Source organism: Caulobacter sp. GW821-FHT10C03 (assembly GCF_059415485.1).
In genome coordinates this window covers 42,807-55,499 of record NZ_JBWKNI010000007.1, presented here as the reverse complement: position 1 = coordinate 55,499, position 12,693 = coordinate 42,807, and the positions used below count along the sequence as shown (strand labels likewise).

Genomic DNA, 12,693 nt, shown 5'->3' with positions numbered 1-12,693 from the left:
ATGCCGCTTCCCAAGTCCTACGGGCTGGCCAAGGGCTGGCCTATGGCTTGCGGCCAGGCGCCGCAGCCGCCGCGAAACCTCGTGCTGCCCGTAGTCTCCGGACTCGCCAGGGCCGGCTCGGTCGTCACCGTCGGCCAAGGCACGTGGAACGGCGAGGTCACGGGTTTCGCCTATCAGTGGGAGAAGTTCTCGAACGGCGCCTGGGTGGCGATCTCAGGCGCCACGGGCGCGTCCCGTACCGTCCAGGCCGGCGATGGTCCCGTCCTGCGCTGCAAGGTCACGGCCACCAGCGCCAGGGGCTCAGCCACGGTCACGAGCGGCCGCGCGCCCTATCTGGGCGTGGTCGCCACCCGCCATTTCTTCCCGGACGTGCTCGACACCGCGCGCTTCGAGACGATGAGCATGTCGTTCCAGAAGGTGCAGGTCGCGGTGGACAGCGTGGCCTTCGTCGAGGTCGGCTCCTACGTCGGCGCCAGCAACGGCGAGACGCCGATCGGCGCAGACATGACCGTGCACGCCTCGATGGCCAAGGCCAGCACCGGCCCGTGGTCGGAAATCAAGTGGGGCGGCGCCGCGAACGGAACCGTGCCGAGCGGCCAGCGTATCGTGAGCGACTTGCTGGCCTATCCGCTGGCCAAGGGCGACAGCATCTATCCGCGACGCTGGCGTCACTGCGGGGTCGGCGTCCCCTACCAGGCCGACACCATCAAGGGCGGCAGCGACGTGCTGTTCCGAGGCACGACGACTGCGGACCTGACGCTAGGTGGCGCGATGACCGGGGGTATCGCTAGCGTCATGTCCACGCCGGCGGCGATCGTCGGACCGCATAGCGAACCGACTGCCTGGCTCCTTATCGACAGCACCCACTATGGCCGGGGCGACCAGATCGACGCCGCCTATGAGCTGGGAACGCTGTGTCGCTCGATCGGCGACGCGATGCCGTACATCAACGTCGCGCGGCGCACCATGTCGATCGGCCAGCTGAACGCCTCGCATCCGCTGCGCTTCGGCCTGGCCGACTACGCGACCGAGGCTGTCGTGCCGCTGTCGGTCAACGACTTCCTCAACGACACACAGACCCTGGCCCAGGCCCAGGCGCGCTATCTCGCCCTCCTGGACAGCCTGCCAGCGCACCTGCGGATCTGGGGCGTAACCATGCCGCCGTGGACGTCGGGCGACTGGACGACCACGGCCCAGACCGACCTCAGCGGAGGGAAGGTCGCGGCCTATAACGCGTGGCTCCGCACCCTTCCGCATCCGCGCCTGGCCGGTGTGCACGACATCGCCCCCGTGCTGGGCGACGGGACCATCTGGCTGCCGAACTACACGACCGACGGCGTCCACCCCAATCAAGCCGCGAACTTGGCCGTCAAGGCCAGCGGCGCGGTGAACGTGGCTCTGATGATGGCGGCATAGCCGTGTTATGTGGGGCGCATGAAACACCTATGCGCCTGCCTTCAGCACCCATTCGAATTCTGGCTGAACCGCTACCAGACCCTGATCGTGGGCCTGATCGCGGTGGGGGTCGCAATCCAGCAGCTTCGCATCGCTGCTAGACAGGTGAAAATCATGGAAGCACAGCAAGAGCAGATTGAGGCCATCAGGTCCCTGTCACTCACGCGCATGCTCGGCGCGCTGCGCCCTCTGATGGGCAACTTCATCGGCGGAGCGGCCCAAGACACCCTTGGCCGCGACGCCGACGGCTGGCCGATCCGGACCTGGAATCCGGCTTATCTTGAGAACGCAGCCAATGTGCTCGTGGATTGGGACGAAGACGCCGCCCTCTTGGCCGTAGCCGCGAAGCATCCCGACCTGCTGCCGGACTTCAACAAGCTGCTGACCGCGTTCAAGGCCCTGCGCGAGGCGTATCCGCGCTGGAAGGCCAAGCCTTGGGACAACGACGAGGGTCGTGACCCGGCCGTCTACGCCCAGTTCGACGCCTACACGAAGGCCTGGGCCAAAATCGCCCATCAGCTGGACGCCTACGCCTAGCGCGTCAGCGCCCGTGAAAGGCCCCGGCGGATTTGGGACGGTGTTTGCCGGGGCCTTCGCGGTAGTCGTGCGCTGTCAAAGGGGATTTGACCCCTGCTGAATGCTGAGCGGCGCAGCTTGTTCCTGCCGTGCTTCCGAAAACTCGACCTTAGGAGCCGGCATGAACCCGGAAGCCTGGATCGCGCTCGCCGCGGTCGCGATGTCCATTGCTGGCCCGCTGATCGCCTACGGCGCCCTCCGGCAAAAGGTTGCCGACCTGGAGCGGCGCGTGGGCGCGGTGGAGGGGCACGACCGGGCGGTGATCCGTTTGGAGGTTCAGGTCGAGCACCTGATCTCCCTGGTGACCAAGCTAGACGAGAAGCTGGAGGAGCGACCGCAACGCGCTGCGGCCCGCCCGCGGGTGTCGAAGTGATCGGTCGCACTTGGCGGGCCATGCTCGCCGCCGCTCCAGCGCGCTTCTGGGCGCAGGTGGGAGCGGCGATGGCCCTGACCCTGTTCGCCGCCGCAATCGTCCTCGTCCTCTGGATGGGGCCATGGTCGCTCGGCGTCGAGCGGGAGCGGGTTAAGGCGCTCTCCACGATCTGTCTGGCCGTCCTATTCCTGGTGATGGTGGCCCTGGTGGCGATCACCGAGTTGCGGGTCGGCTTCTCCGCCGGCAAGGGCGGCTTCAAGGCGGACGTCGAGCGCGACGACGAGCCCCACACCCTGGCCGTTGAGGGCCAGGTCACCGTGAAGGAGACCGCGCCTTGATCGACGAGCGCTTGAAGGAGTTCGCCACCAACCGGCAATGGCAGTTGATGGAGGCCTATGACGTGCACGGCTCCTACCGGAAGGCGGGCGAGGCCTTGGGCGTCAGCGCGAGCAACATCAGTGACGCCTTCCGCGCGGTGAAGGCGAGGGCGGCGCGCGCAGGATACGCGCCGGGCCATTGGGAGGAGGGAGTGCCGGCCGGCTATACCGTGGGTAAGGTGACCCGCGAGCGCAGGCACGAGGACGGCACGCGAAGCTGGCAGCGCCTCCATCCGGAGGCCGCGTCGATTGAGGCCATCATGGCCCGCTGCGACGAGCGGCTGAAGGACTTCCGGCGCTTCGAGCCGGTGGACCTGCCAGAGCACGCGAACGACAATCTGACGAACTTCCTCGGCCTCTTCGACCTTCACATCGGCGAGAAGATCAGCTCGGACGATCCGGCCGGTTGCTGGGACGTCGCGATCGCAAAGCGGACCATCATCGGCAGCGCCGCGCATGCCCTTGGAGTGGCGCCGAAGGCCGAGCGCCTGGTGCTGTGCTTCGGCGGCGACGCCATGCACTACGACGGGCTCTCGCCGGTCACCCCAACCAGCCGCCACGTCCTGCATTCGGACGGCGATTTCGACGACATGGTCGAGGCCACGCTCGATGTGGCCCTAGCCGTGATCGACGAAGGCCTGCGGACCCACGCCCAGGTCTACGTCATCTGGGCGACAGGAAATCACGATCTGGCCTCGTCGAAGATGATCCGCCGCATGCTTGCCCACATCTACGGTGCCGAGCCCCGGCTGACGGTGGTGAACTCCAAGCTCGACTACTACGCCCTCCGCTTCGGCAAGGTCATGATCGGCGTCCACCACGGCCATGGCGCCAAGCTGACGGACTACGCCGGCATCTTCGCCTCGATGTTCCGAGAGATGTGGGGTCAGAGCGTCTACGCCTACGGCCACCGCGGTCACGAGCATCACATCCACGAAAAGGAGAAGGGTGGGATGGTGGCGGTTCAGCACCCGTCCCTGGCCCCTTCGGACGACTACGCCCTCGGCAAAGGCCTGATCAGCCGCCGGGGCTGCACGCTGATCACCTACCACGACGAATTCGGCGAGGTCGCGCGCAACACCACGCGCCCGGAAATGCTCGCCTTCGGCTGAAGGACCATTCCATGACCGAGATCATCACCCAGGACCGGTTCCGGGCCTTCGCGCCCGGCTGCCCGCTCCCCAACGCCCTGGCCATCGTGTCGGCGCTCGAAGCCGGCCGCGCCGCTGTCGGTCTGACTACCCCGCTGCGGGTCTGCCACTTCCTGGCCCAGGTCGCGCACGAGTCGGGTGGGTTCACGCGGCTGGAGGAGAACCTCTCCTATTCGGCCGAACGGCTGCCGGCCGTCTGGCCCCGCCGCTTTCCCACGGTCGCCAGCGCCGAGCCGTACGCTCGGGCGCCATCCAGGCTGGCCGAGAAGGTCTATGGCGGCCGGGCCGATCTGGGAAACACCCAGCCCGGCGACGGCTGGCGCTACCGAGGCCGCGGCCTGATCCAACTGACCGGCCGGGCCAACTACCGCGCCTTCGGCGTGGAGGATGATCCGGACAGCGCCGCAGAGCCCAAAATCGCTGCGCGCCTGGCGCTGACTTACTGGGGGAAGAAATCCCTCAACGATGAGGCCGATCGCGACGATGTCGAGGCCATCACCCGAGCGGTCAATGGCGGTGTGATCGGATTGACGGAGCGCTCTGCTTGGCTGGCCAAGGCCAAGAGGATCTTCCGATGAAGATCCAGCTTCCCGCCTGGACCGCCCTTCAATGGGGGTTCGGCGCCGTGGCCATCGTGGTCGTGATCGGGGCCGTCGTCGCTCTGGCCTGGAACTTCGACCCCTTCGGACGGCGCAAGGCCGCGGAGGGCCGGGCCGCCACCGCCGCGGTTCAGGCCGATGTCAGCGCCGGCGCGGCCGAAGTGGCCGGCCAGGTCGCCACCAAGACCACCACCATCCAGCGCAAAGCCCAGGAGGCCCACCATGCGCTCGACGCTTCGACAGATCCTGACGGTGACCTGGCTGCTTGGAGCGCTGGCATTGACCGCGTGCGCGACGCCGGCGCGGGGACCGACGATCCCGGTTCCTGAGAACCTGCGCGCCCAAATCCCCGACACGGCCAAGCCCTCCCTGCCGGCTCCCAGCGGGATCCCGCTGGCATCCAGCCCGGAGGCCGAACGGGCCATGATCTGGAACACCTATGTCAAGCCGCTGATGGCCTTCTCGATCGACCAAGAGGCGGTCAAGGAAGCCGAGCGGGCCCGCGCCGACGGCGCCGTGTCGCTGATCGACAAAGCTAATCAGGCCGTCAAGCCGCGCAACTGGATCGACCGCCTGCGCAGCCGTTAGCCGGCCGCCCCACCACGCCACCACCCCCTGAACATCTAGCCCGCCGGGTCACCCGACGGGCCGCAAACCTGTGAGCAAATCATGGTCGACGCGCCCATCCGCACCAGCCAACTACAGGCGATGCAGGCCCTTACCGGCCTCGAAAAGTTGGTGGGGGTGCAGGTCGCTGCGGGCGTGCCGGCGACCGGCGTGGCCCAGGCGCAGGACATCGCGGCGCTGGCTACCCAGTTTGGCGCCGCCAACGACCAGTTCTCGAACGTCAACCCTGAGACAGGGCGGAGCGCGATCGGCGCCGACAAGGCGGAGAACGTGTTCCACATCCTCGACGCTACCGGCGCTGTGGCGCGCACCGTCGAGATGTCGCTGAGCGACGTCGAGGATATCTGCCTGGAGCAGTTTGTGCCGATCGAGTTGCGCTCGCTCGTCTTCAGTGGCGCGTTGGTGGCCGATACCTACGTTCAGCGGATGGTCGCGGCCGCGACCTTCAAGCGCGTCAACAACCTGGCCAACAGAGTTCGAATGAACCTGCCGGCGGCATCGCTGACCCTCTCCCAAATCATCGACATCTCTGTAGGCAAGGTCTCGATCGAGGGCGCGCGGGGGGGGGCGCTGGGTACGATTCTCCAGCGCTCGACCAACTACGGCCCGACGATCCGTGTCGCCGCCTCGTCTGGAGGTAATCTCCTGCCGACGCAGGACGTGGAAATTAAGGGCCTGTACCTGTTTCACGGCTGGGGAACGCCCGAGGCGCCCGGCACGCCCATGACGCACCCCCACATCGTGCTTGCTGGCGTCAACAGCGGGCGTCTTGAGAGCCTCTTCATCGCCGGCGGTATGATCGGCTTGGCATGCTATGGCTGCTCCTTCGTCCATGGCGACAAAATCGCGCTTTCGGGTCAGTACGATCCGACGAACAACGCCGGCGCCAACAACGTCACCGGCCTCCTGCTGGCCTCTGCGGCGCAGTACGGCCTGGGCGTCGCGCCCGGCGTTACCAACCTCTGCACCGAGGTGAACCACACCAACCTGAGCGTTCTGGGGCCGCGGCTGAAGGGCTATCAGAACGGGGTCCTCGTGACGGGGTGCGAGGATTGCGCCATCGACCGGAGTTACCTGGGCAACGCCGCCAGGAACAACCTCCGGATCCAGCAGATGCCGGAGAACGGCATCCTCGAATTCCGGGTGCAGAACAGTTACATTGACGCTTCGGGCGAGCACCCCGTCTGGCTGGGCGGCCCCACCGGCTCGAACAACGCCTACATCGGCGGCTTCAAATTGATGGGCTGTGACGTCAAGGGCCAACTGGGCGACAGCGACACCGGCATCTATGTCGACGGCACCAACCGTGGCGGCGTCTATCCGCAGGCCGTGATCAACATGATGGTCGCCGACTGTGAAATCAGCGGCCACGGCCGGCACGGGATCAACATCCGCGGCGGCCGGGAGATCACGCTGTCGAATCTGAAGGTGCACGGCAACAACTTCGACGACGCCAACGCAGGATCGGCCGGCCTGATCATCGGGCCGAACGTCCGCGGCATCGAGGTTCATGGCGGCCGCTACGGAGGCGGCGCGACCTCCGAGCTGACCGGCTACCAGGACTATGGGATCATCGCCGAAAATGGCGCGACCTACGTCGACATCAAGGGGGCGAACGTCCGCGGCAATCGCATCGCGGGGCTCGTCGATCAGATGGCCGACGCCGGCACGAGCTTCAAGCGGATCACGGGCAACACCGGCTACAACGAGAACCGCTCCGCCGTGGCTCTGAGCGTGCCGGCCTCCGGCGTCGACCTCTACAATCCGTTCGGTTCGCCCGCCACGCTGCTGCTGATCGGCGGCACGGTGTCGAGCATCAAGCTGAACGGGTCGCAGATCGCTTCGGCGACGCCGACCTGGCCCATTCCGGTCGGCCCTGGAGACCGGATCAACCTGACGTACTCGGTGGCGCCGACCGGGATCTGGTGGCCGCAGTAGACCACGCCCGGAGGTTGCGGTAGATTTCCCGCATGGGCTCCAGGATCTTGTTCTACGGCAACTGCCAGATGGGGCGGCTCGCCGAGTGCTTCGGGAAGATCTCCGACTACTTTCCGGACTTTCCCGACAGCGTCAGCTACATCGATGGCGAGCAGCCAGGCGCGCGCGAGGCGCTGGCCGCGGCCGGTACGGATCGCGTCATCTACCAAGTGACGCGCAAGCAGCCTGCGCCGCCGCAAGGCTGCGAAGCTCTGCGGCTGCCAGCTCTCTACTTTCGGCCGCTGTGGCCGTTCGACTCCCATGACGATCGGATCATCCCGGGGGTGCCTGGCCCAATCGCAACGGGCGACCTTCTGGTCAACGAACTGCGACGCTCTGGCCTCCACCCGCTAGAGGCGCGCCGCCGCTACCTTGCCTTCGACTTCAGCGGCAAGTTCGACCTTGATCGCATGATGGACACCCACCGTGCCCGCTACCGCTTCCTCGACGGACTGAGCGACGTCGCCATGGGGGAATGGATCGAAAGCTGGTTCCGTGACGAGCAGATCTTCAACATGTTCTGGCATCCGGCGCCTGTCACCTACAGCCGCCTTGCGGACCCCATATGCGACTTCCTGGGCCTTGCGCCGGAGCACGCTGACATCGCGCGAAAGATCGTTGCGGCGACCGACACCCAGCTGCCGGAGGTGCCGCTTCATCCGAAGGTCATCGACCACTTCGGCGTGAAGTGGGCTCCGCCGGCGCGGACCTATCAGGACTACGTGGCGTCCCTGACCTTCGACCAATGGCTCTGGCGTCACCTGACCTATGAGCCAGGCGCTGCGGCGGCCTGATGTCGGAGAATTTCCACAGTCGCGCTTATGGCGCAGCGGTCAATTCCACGTTCCTCATGAACGGCGGCGCGGCGGTCGCCACGCTCAGCCTGATCGGAGCGCTGGCCGGCAAAGTGGCTTTTGCCGCATGCGCCAAGGTGGCCATCGCCCTGGCTCTATTCAGCTTCGCCTTTGGCATTGCCGTGACTGGGTGGGTGAACATCCAGATCTGGGCGCTTCAGCACCAATACGAAAACGAATGGTACGCCGCCAGGCAGCGACTGAGCGCGGCGAGGAAAATGCATTTCAACCGCTGGCACAGTCGAAATCGAGGGTGGCTGATCGTTGCGACAGGCGCCTTTCTGGTGGGCGTTTTGCTGGCCGGCTTAAGCCTTTTCGCCAGCAGCTGGGGGGCGGGCGCTTAGCGCGCGCACCACGCCGCCACGAGGTCAGCCAGCGCGGCCTCCGCAACTGCAGACGGCGACCGACGGCCAGCTGGGCGGCGTGCCGATCCGAAGGCGCTGGTGATGCAGACGTCCTTTCCGTCGACCTCCCATATGCCGGACCACTTCTGGCCGCGCGCGGTGATGCTGAAGGTGTGGCCGTAGGGGGTGAGCATGGTGAAAGAACGCCCACCGTGCCGCCTCGATCCTGCCCTGAGGCTACTCCTCGTGCGGGTAGGCGAGGCTCTCCAAGCGTCGAGGCGGATCGTCCGCCACTTCCGCCCATAGACGGGCCGTAAGCAGCTCCTGATAGGCCGCTAGCTCTCGGGCGGCCGGGCTGACCGCTAGGGCGGCTGCCAGCCGCCGACGGGCTGCGTGGACCAGCGTGCCGCTCTCGACGCCCGCCAGCTTGTGCATCTCGATCGCGGCGTAGGCGGCGCGAAGCATCAAGCCTTCCTGGGGCTGAACAAGCTCGGCCGAAAGGATCGGCTCTCCAACCGTCCGTTGCAGCGAATAGCCGACGGCCAGTACGCCGCGGCGCACGACCTCGCGCCAGTAGTCGATGGGCTCGCTCATGCGGTGAAAAGGTCAACGGCTGGTGGTGGAAAATCCCTCTCGACGGCGAGGGCGCCGGCGGGCAAGGCCTGAAGGATTTCGGCGGGCGGCCCGGTAAGGTCGAGCCATTCCCGGCCACGCTCACCGGGAAGCACCACGACCTGGCGGTCGTGGTAGGGCGCGATGTCTGGCCCCGGCTCAGTCGTCAGCATGGCCCATGCGCCGTGTTTGACGATGCCGGCGATCCAGAAGAGCGGGCTGGCCGGCATGGTGAAGCGCCAGCGCGTCTTTCGCTTCTGGCCTGGCTGCGGCGCCGTAAACTCATAGAAGGCGTCCGCAGGGATCAGTACGCGGTCGCTTGAGGAGAAGTCGCGCCCCTCGCTGACGAAGTTGAAGACAGGGCCGCGCGGCCCTGGCCAGCCCCAGGGCGTCATCGACACGACCGCCCGGCCCTCGACAAGCCGAACGATCGGAGCCGCCTCGGTCATGCGGATTTCAGGTCGCGGCTCGAAGTTGCTGGCTTGGCCCTCCCACACGACCGGCAGGCGCAGGACCTTCGCCCACGTCTCGAACAGGTCGGCCGTCTTGAGGCTGTAGAGGTTACACATCGTCGGCCCGCCGGTCCCAGCGGCGCAGCACCCACCACCCACGAGGGGCATGTTCCGGGTCGCCCATGTCGACGAAGAGTTCGAAGTGATGGCGCGCATCACTCTCGATCTGCTTGATGTCGTCGGGTGGCGCGCCCTCCTCGAACTGCTCGTGGTCAGGCGCGCGATCGGGCTTCTTCCATTCGGTCATGCTTGAAACGCTACATCTGTGCATCGACATCGACTAGGTCTTTGCGGCCCTGAGCGCCGCACCGGCTGCATCTCAACTTGCGACGGATCTCGTGCGGCATGGTGTGGCCGCCAAGGTTGACGATCGCTTTCTCGCGACTCCAAACGGCGACGTTGCCGCAACGGATGCATCGGATCGTCAACGACGACTTGATGCGCCGCAGGGTTGGCCAGATCTGCGCCACGGGTCATCGACCATTGTGGCCGTAGCCGTAGTGAGCGGGGATCAGCCCCGCCTCCAGCAGGGTGTTGATGACCTCCCAGCGCGCGCGCTCCGGATTGGCCGGCTGGAGCACGCCGCTGAACGTCATGATCGGCATGCGTCCCTGGCACCGAGGGCAGACCGCCTTGGCCTGGATCTGGTCCATGGTGCAGTTCAACAGGGGGCGCGCCCGGCCGAGCATGACGTCGCGCCGCCAGGTCTTGCTTGCGCCGCAGAACTGGCAGCGGAAGCCGATCTCCCAGCCGCGCTCCAGGGCTTCGACCAGACGCACGCCAGCGAAGGTGTCGCTCAGCTGGGCCGCCTTCCGGCGATCGCTGGGGGATGGCTCAGGCACCTGCCGGCGGCTCCACCTGACGCACGGCGCGCCACCAGGGCCAGCGCCGGCCGGCGCCGCGCTGGACCTTCTCCATTTCGAACCAGGCGCTCTCTCCGACGAAATCGGGCACGTCTCCGACCTCGACAAAAGCCGCCGCCGATCGGCTCGAGCCGCCGGTGTTCTGGGGGAAGGTGAAATGCAGCGTCCGGGAATCCGGGTCGGCGGATGACGCTCGAACTCGGGTCAGCTTGGCGATGGTGGTCAGGTAGACGCGTGGGCGTACGCCGTCACGCGCTCTTGAGCGCGGAGGAGAGGGCATTTGTCGGCTCCAGAATGTTCCGCAAATGTTCTCTTCTCGTCGGCCGGAAGAGTCAATCGACCTAGCGTAGGTGCTGGCTTGTTAGGCGGCTAATCTGGCGCCCAGCAAGGTTTGACACTCGCCTGTTAAGTCTTTGAATCGCTTATATGGCCTCAGTAGCGGTTTGACAGCGCATGTGACTGATGGACCTCGCTTTTCGCACGCCCTCCAGGCCTACCACTCTTCTTCCAGCATGGCGGCCCTGCGGCGATCGGCCGGAGACCGTGGCGGCGGCCCGGCGGTCGATAGGGGCATCATGGATTTCACGTGGTCGGCGACCAGCCGTCGGTGCGCGCGAAGGAAGCGACGACCGCGGCCGGTCAGCGCCGCCTGGGTGCTCCAGGCGCCGCCCGCGCTTGCCAGGCCCAGTGCCAGAGCCTGTTCCCAGCACGGATCGTCCAGGAGCCGGTCGTCTTCGGCCACCACGCCGCCGCGGTTCGCCAGCAGGGTCAGAAAGGTCGCGAGATCGGGCTCATAGGCGGGCGGCGTCTTTCGGCGGCCCGCCCAAAGCCCAAGACAGAGCAGGATGATGAAGAGCAGGCCAAAGCCCGTCGCTGACAGTGTCGACACCTTCGCCCCCCGGCAGGTTCACACGCAGTTCAACGCGTCGCACATCCTAGAGTCAAGCGATCGAATTAACTAAACCCTCGCGGTTGTGATGCGTCTGTCGAGTGTCGTTCACGTAGCAATCCGGGGCGGGGCGAGCGCTTTCAGCTGTGGCTGCCCAGGTACTTGCGCACCTCCTCGGCCGACACGCCGGCGTGTTCGACGGCCGTGTGCAGCTGTTCCTCGCTGACGCCCAGGGTTTCGGTCCAGTAGCGGACGGTGCGGGGCTCTTCGAGATCGACGGCGTCACGATCGGCGGCCGCCGCGCGTTCCTCTGGCTGGACGGAAAGATCGGGCTTGCGAGCGGGCGGAATGATCTTGGTCGGATCGGCGTCAGGCATAGCGGGCCTCCTACTACTAGGAAGCCGTAGCGCGGCCGGACGTTCCCCCTCCGGGGACCGCCGCCTCGCCCGCGGGGGGCGGGGAGGGCGAAGCGGCGGTCGGGCGGCCGTCTTCGGGGGAGAGGCGAGGCCGCGAGGAGCGGTCGGCGTCGCGGTGAAGCGCCCGACCAACGCCGTCATGCTGCCGGTCTGGCGGCGTCCCGGCTTGGAGGTCGTCTCCGGCTTTTGTCGAAAGCCGGCGCATCCGTTGCGGGGAAAGGCCGAGACCCCCATTTTTCCCTCGTCGGCCAAGTGCGACATGTTGCCTCTGCAACGGGTCCGGACTTTACGGAAAAGGGCGAAATTCCGTTGTTGCGGCCAAGCTTGCGTAACAGTGGTCGAAAACCGACGTTTTCCTTACTGACTCAATCTTTCCGCGTCCCAAAAGTGGACTTACCGCCACTTTCGATAGAGACGTGTATCGAAATTCCCCGCTCGGGCGAGTGAACCTGTGCGGCGGGCCGTCGCACCCGACCCCTAATACACGTTAATCACTCGGCAATGGCGAGAGCAGCAAGTCTTACGCGAGTGAAAACCTGTTCGAATTTCCAGAAGGGGCGGCCGGACATGAAAAAAATAGCGACTTCAGTTTTCGTCATTGGAACCTTTGCGGTCATGGCGATGTCTGGTTCGGCGACCGCTGCGACGGCGTCGAGTTCCTTTCAGGTCAACTTGACCATCCAGGGCGAATGCAAGGTGCAGTCGGCCTCTAATGTGAGTTTCGGGTCGCGCGGCGTCATCGACGCCAATATCGATACTACCAGCACCATCGGCGTGCAGTGCACGAACTCCACGCCTTACACCGTCGCTCTGAGCGCCGGGGCGGGCACGGGGGCCACGGTGGCCGCGCGCAAGATGACCAGCGCCGCCAACGACACGGTCAGCTACGCCCTCTACCGCGACGCGAGCCGCACCCAGGTCTGGGGCGTCACCCAGAACGTCGACACCCAGGCCGGCACCGGCAACGGCGCCGTGCAGTCCTACACCGCCTATGGCCGCGTCGCGGCCCAGTCCACCCCGGCCGAGGGCGCCTACAGCGACCTCGTCGCGGTGACGATCACCTACTGA

General features: G+C 66.3%; 19 protein-coding genes. 12 read left to right on the top strand and 7 right to left on the bottom strand.

Annotated elements, in window-relative coordinates; translation table 11 throughout:
* From AC07NG_RS11110 to AC07NG_RS11060, 11 genes are all read left to right on the top strand, one after another.
* Positions 1–1,416, top strand: a complete 1,416-nt coding sequence (locus AC07NG_RS11110) for an SGNH/GDSL hydrolase family protein (RefSeq protein ID WP_494594024.1) — start codon at positions 1–3, stop codon at positions 1,414–1,416.
* A gap of 18 nt (positions 1,417–1,434) precedes the next feature.
* Positions 1,435–1,992, top strand: a complete 558-nt coding sequence (locus tag AC07NG_RS11105) for a hypothetical protein (protein ID WP_494594022.1) — start codon at positions 1,435–1,437, stop codon at positions 1,990–1,992.
* 160 nt (positions 1,993–2,152) lie between these two features.
* Positions 2,153–2,404, top strand: coding sequence for a hypothetical protein (locus AC07NG_RS11100; protein WP_494594020.1), 252 nt, complete (start codon positions 2,153–2,155; stop codon positions 2,402–2,404).
* Positions 2,401–2,742 carry a hypothetical protein gene (locus tag AC07NG_RS11095; RefSeq protein ID WP_494594018.1) on the top strand — a complete coding sequence of 114 codons (342 nt, stop codon included), beginning with the start codon at positions 2,401–2,403 and terminating at the stop codon, positions 2,740–2,742. The genes AC07NG_RS11100 and AC07NG_RS11095 overlap by 4 nt, the downstream gene beginning before the upstream one ends.
* Complete coding sequence (locus AC07NG_RS11090) at positions 2,739–3,893, top strand: hypothetical protein (RefSeq protein WP_494594016.1); 1,155 nt, start codon at positions 2,739–2,741, stop codon at positions 3,891–3,893. Before AC07NG_RS11095 ends, AC07NG_RS11090 begins: the two co-directional genes overlap by 4 nt.
* 11 nt (positions 3,894–3,904) lie before the next feature.
* Positions 3,905–4,510, top strand: coding sequence for a glycoside hydrolase family 19 protein (locus tag AC07NG_RS11085; protein WP_494594014.1), 606 nt, complete (start codon positions 3,905–3,907; stop codon positions 4,508–4,510).
* On the top strand, positions 4,507–4,860 hold the full coding sequence (locus tag AC07NG_RS11080; protein ID WP_492854848.1) for a hypothetical protein: 354 nt from the start codon (positions 4,507–4,509) through the stop codon (positions 4,858–4,860). Before AC07NG_RS11085 ends, AC07NG_RS11080 begins: the two co-directional genes overlap by 4 nt.
* Positions 4,754–5,119: a hypothetical protein gene (locus AC07NG_RS11075; protein WP_492854849.1), complete on the top strand. Its 366-nt coding sequence runs from the start codon at positions 4,754–4,756 to the stop codon at positions 5,117–5,119. The genes AC07NG_RS11080 and AC07NG_RS11075 overlap by 107 nt, the downstream gene beginning before the upstream one ends.
* A gap of 81 nt (positions 5,120–5,200) precedes the next feature.
* A complete protein-coding gene (locus tag AC07NG_RS11070) occupies positions 5,201–7,096 on the top strand; it encodes a hypothetical protein (RefSeq protein ID WP_492854850.1) in 1,896 nt (631 codons plus the stop codon).
* 32 nt (positions 7,097–7,128) lie between these two features.
* Positions 7,129–7,929, top strand: a complete 801-nt coding sequence (locus tag AC07NG_RS11065; RefSeq protein ID WP_492854851.1) for a WcbI family polysaccharide biosynthesis putative acetyltransferase — start codon at positions 7,129–7,131, stop codon at positions 7,927–7,929.
* Entirely contained in the window at positions 7,929–8,333 is a 405-nt protein-coding gene (locus tag AC07NG_RS11060) for a hypothetical protein (RefSeq protein WP_492854853.1), read from the top strand. The genes AC07NG_RS11065 and AC07NG_RS11060 overlap by 1 nt, the downstream gene beginning before the upstream one ends.
* A 237-nt stretch (positions 8,334–8,570) precedes the next feature.
* On the opposite strand, the gene AC07NG_RS11055 is transcribed toward AC07NG_RS11060, so the two are convergent.
* From AC07NG_RS11055 to AC07NG_RS11025, 7 genes are all read right to left on the bottom strand, one after another.
* Positions 8,571–8,927, bottom strand: coding sequence for a hypothetical protein (locus AC07NG_RS11055; protein WP_492854854.1), 357 nt, complete (start codon positions 8,925–8,927; stop codon positions 8,571–8,573).
* Positions 8,924–9,514: an SOS response-associated peptidase family protein gene (locus AC07NG_RS11050; protein WP_492854855.1), complete on the bottom strand. Its 591-nt coding sequence runs from the start codon at positions 9,512–9,514 to the stop codon at positions 8,924–8,926. Before AC07NG_RS11050 ends, AC07NG_RS11055 begins: the two co-directional genes overlap by 4 nt.
* On the bottom strand, positions 9,507–9,704 hold the full coding sequence (locus AC07NG_RS11045; protein WP_492854857.1) for a hypothetical protein: 198 nt from the start codon (positions 9,702–9,704) through the stop codon (positions 9,507–9,509). Before AC07NG_RS11045 ends, AC07NG_RS11050 begins: the two co-directional genes overlap by 8 nt.
* 226 nt (positions 9,705–9,930) lie before the next feature.
* Complete coding sequence (locus AC07NG_RS11040) at positions 9,931–10,299, bottom strand: hypothetical protein (RefSeq protein WP_492854858.1); 369 nt, start codon at positions 10,297–10,299, stop codon at positions 9,931–9,933.
* Entirely contained in the window at positions 10,292–10,600 is a 309-nt protein-coding gene (locus AC07NG_RS11035) for a hypothetical protein (protein WP_492854859.1), read from the bottom strand. The genes AC07NG_RS11040 and AC07NG_RS11035 overlap by 8 nt, the downstream gene beginning before the upstream one ends.
* Positions 10,601–10,813: 213 nt before the next feature.
* A complete protein-coding gene (locus AC07NG_RS11030) occupies positions 10,814–11,209 on the bottom strand; it encodes a hypothetical protein (protein ID WP_494594008.1) in 396 nt (131 codons plus the stop codon).
* Between the two features lie 140 nt (positions 11,210–11,349).
* Positions 11,350–11,586: a DUF3606 domain-containing protein gene (locus AC07NG_RS11025; RefSeq protein ID WP_494594006.1), complete on the bottom strand. Its 237-nt coding sequence runs from the start codon at positions 11,584–11,586 to the stop codon at positions 11,350–11,352.
* A 540-nt stretch (positions 11,587–12,126) separates the two neighbouring features.
* Between AC07NG_RS11025 and AC07NG_RS11020 the strand changes: the two genes are divergently transcribed.
* Positions 12,127–12,693, top strand: coding sequence for a Csu type fimbrial protein (locus AC07NG_RS11020; protein WP_494594004.1), 567 nt, complete (start codon positions 12,127–12,129; stop codon positions 12,691–12,693).

Coding starts and splice junctions, on each gene's coding strand:
- AC07NG_RS11035 (WP_492854859.1), bottom strand. CDS start 10,600: ATGCCCTCTCCTCCGCGCTCAAGAGCGCGTGACGGCGTACGCCCACGC.
- AC07NG_RS11055 (WP_492854854.1), bottom strand. CDS start 8,927: ATGAGCGAGCCCATCGACTACTGGCGCGAGGTCGTGCGCCGCGGCGTA.
- AC07NG_RS11080 (WP_492854848.1), top strand. CDS start 4,507: ATGAAGATCCAGCTTCCCGCCTGGACCGCCCTTCAATGGGGGTTCGGC.
- AC07NG_RS11050 (WP_492854855.1), bottom strand. CDS start 9,514: ATGTGTAACCTCTACAGCCTCAAGACGGCCGACCTGTTCGAGACGTGG.
- AC07NG_RS11045 (WP_492854857.1), bottom strand. CDS start 9,704: ATGACCGAATGGAAGAAGCCCGATCGCGCGCCTGACCACGAGCAGTTC.
- AC07NG_RS11025 (WP_494594006.1), bottom strand. CDS start 11,586: ATGCCTGACGCCGATCCGACCAAGATCATTCCGCCCGCTCGCAAGCCC.
- AC07NG_RS11060 (WP_492854853.1), top strand. CDS start 7,929: ATGTCGGAGAATTTCCACAGTCGCGCTTATGGCGCAGCGGTCAATTCC.
- AC07NG_RS11105 (WP_494594022.1), top strand. CDS start 1,435: ATGAAACACCTATGCGCCTGCCTTCAGCACCCATTCGAATTCTGGCTG.
- AC07NG_RS11065 (WP_492854851.1), top strand. CDS start 7,129: ATGGGCTCCAGGATCTTGTTCTACGGCAACTGCCAGATGGGGCGGCTC.
- AC07NG_RS11070 (WP_492854850.1), top strand. CDS start 5,201: ATGGTCGACGCGCCCATCCGCACCAGCCAACTACAGGCGATGCAGGCC.
- AC07NG_RS11085 (WP_494594014.1), top strand. CDS start 3,905: ATGACCGAGATCATCACCCAGGACCGGTTCCGGGCCTTCGCGCCCGGC.
- AC07NG_RS11100 (WP_494594020.1), top strand. CDS start 2,153: ATGAACCCGGAAGCCTGGATCGCGCTCGCCGCGGTCGCGATGTCCATT.
- AC07NG_RS11075 (WP_492854849.1), top strand. CDS start 4,754: ATGCGCTCGACGCTTCGACAGATCCTGACGGTGACCTGGCTGCTTGGA.
- AC07NG_RS11020 (WP_494594004.1), top strand. CDS start 12,127: ATGGCGAGAGCAGCAAGTCTTACGCGAGTGAAAACCTGTTCGAATTTC.
- AC07NG_RS11110 (WP_494594024.1), top strand. CDS start 1: ATGCCGCTTCCCAAGTCCTACGGGCTGGCCAAGGGCTGGCCTATGGCT.